The following is a 1860-nucleotide window of genomic DNA, read 5'->3' as shown; positions in this document are numbered from 1 at the left end:
CCCGAGCCCAGCCGCCCCGCCCCGCCGCGCCGGGTGCTGGTGGTCGACGACGTGGCGGTGAACCGCATGGTCGCCCAGGCGCTGCTGCAGGCCGATGGCCACAGCGTCACCCTGGCCGAGAGCGGCGAGGCCGCCCTGGCCCTGCTGGCGGCAGGGGCCGCGGTCGATGTGGTGCTGCTGGACCTGCAGATGCCGGGCATCGACGGGCTGGAAACCGCCCGCCGCCTGCGCGCCCTGCCGCGCGCGGGCGCGCCGCTGTCGATCATCGCGCTCAGCGCCGCCAGCACGGCGGAACGCGCGGCCTCCCTGGCGGCGGGGATCGACGCGCATCTGGCGAAGCCGGTGGACCGGCCGATGCTGATGGCGGCGCTGCGCGACCTGCCGGTTGAAGGGACGTGAAGGGGAAAGGGTAGGCCAGGGGAATGAATTCCCCTGGACCCCATCTTTTTTCTGTCAGTGCTGCCGCCGCCTGGCGGTGAAGCGGGACGCGGCACTCAATCGGCGTCCCGCCGTGATGCCCTGGTATCGGCGCAGATCAGGCGCTGATCGTTAAACGGCCGGTGAAAGAAAAGAATGATGGGGTCTGGGGAAGAATTCATTCTTCCCCAGTTTTTCTTCAATTTTTTCTCCAGGCCTGAAAAGGATCTTCGAACTTCCGCCAGGCTTTTTCCCCAAGCGCCATTTCCGCTTCGTTCAGCAGGCATGCCTCCAGCCCCGCGCGGAGGGCCGCCTCGTCGAGCTCGATCCCGATGAAGACCAGCTCCTGCCGCCGGTCGCCGAAGGGTTCCTGCCAGTTCGCCTTCACCGTCGCGCGCCAGGCCGGGTCGGCGGGCCAGTCTTCCGGATGGGTGGCGGCCCACCAGTGGCCGGCGGGCTCGTGCCGGCCGATGCTGCCGGCGAGCTGCCAGCTGCCCGCCCAGCCCATCCGGCTGGCCAGCCAGAAGAAGCCCTTGGCGCGCAGCACGCCGGGCAGGTCGCTCTCGATGAAGGCCTTGAAGCGGGCCGGGTGCAGCGGCCGCCGGGCGCGCCAGACGAAGTGGCGGATGCCGAATTCAACCGATTCGGGCAGGTGGTCGTGCTGCAGCGCCTGGGACCAGCCGGCGGCCTGGCTCGCCGTCTCGAAGTCGAAGCGGCCGGTGTCCAGCAGGCGGTCGATCGGGACCGCGCCGTGCTCGGCCAGGATCAGCTCGGCGCCCGGGTTCAGGCCGCGCAGCAGCGCCAGCAGCTGGCGTCGCGCCGGCGCGTCGACCAGGTCCAGCTTGTTGACCACGATGCAGTCGGCGAACTCGACCTGCTCGACGAGCAGGTCCACCAGCAGGCGGCGGTCCTCGGGGCCGGCCGTCTCGCCCAGGCTCTCCAGGCTGCGGGCGCTGGCGTAGCCGGCCAGGAAGGCCGCCGCATCGACCACGGTGACCATGCTGTCGAGGCGGGCGATATCGGCCAGCGACCGCCCGGCCTCGTCACGGAAGTCGAAGGTGGCGGCGACCGGCATCGGCTCGGCGATGCCGGTGCTCTCGATCAGCAGGGCGTCGAAGCGGCCCTCGGCGGCCAGCCGCGCCACCTCCTGCATCAGGTCCTCGCGCAGCGTGCAGCAGATGCAGCCATTGGTCATCTCGACCAGCTTTTCTTCCGTCCGTGACAGGCGGCCGCCCTGCTCGACGAGGGCGGCGTCGATGTTCACCTCGGACATGTCGTTGACGATGACGGCGACGCGGCGGCCCTGGCGATTGGCCAGGACATGGTTCAGCAGCGTCGTCTTGCCGGCGCCGAGGAAGCCGGACAGCACGGTGACGGGCAGGCGATGGGGCATGGCGGGGAACCTCAGGGGGTCTCGAGCCGCAGCAGCAGGCGGGGCGGGGT

The 1860-nt window shown here is 70.5% G+C and carries 2 protein-coding genes; one reads left to right on the top strand and one right to left on the bottom strand.

All coding sequences use genetic code 11. The features are described 5' to 3' along the window. On the top strand, nucleotides 1–399 hold a 399-nt coding region (locus GVN67_RS28905; protein WP_160000746.1), incomplete at its 5' end, for a response regulator. A 217-nt stretch (nucleotides 400–616) separates the two neighbouring features. Here GVN67_RS28905 and zigA read toward each other — a convergent pair. After that, on the bottom strand, nucleotides 617–1810 hold the full coding sequence (zigA, locus tag GVN67_RS28900) for a zinc metallochaperone GTPase ZigA (RefSeq protein ID WP_160000745.1): 1194 nt from the start codon (nucleotides 1808–1810) through the stop codon (nucleotides 617–619). Nucleotides 1811–1860 lie beyond the last annotated feature (50 nt).

It is taken from the genome of Roseomonas sp. 18066 (assembly GCF_902706185.1).
Taxonomy (GTDB): Bacteria; Pseudomonadota; Alphaproteobacteria; order Acetobacterales; family Acetobacteraceae; genus Pseudoroseomonas.
Note: the sequence above shows the minus strand (reverse complement) of the source record. Positions and strands in the feature narration are given on the sequence as shown.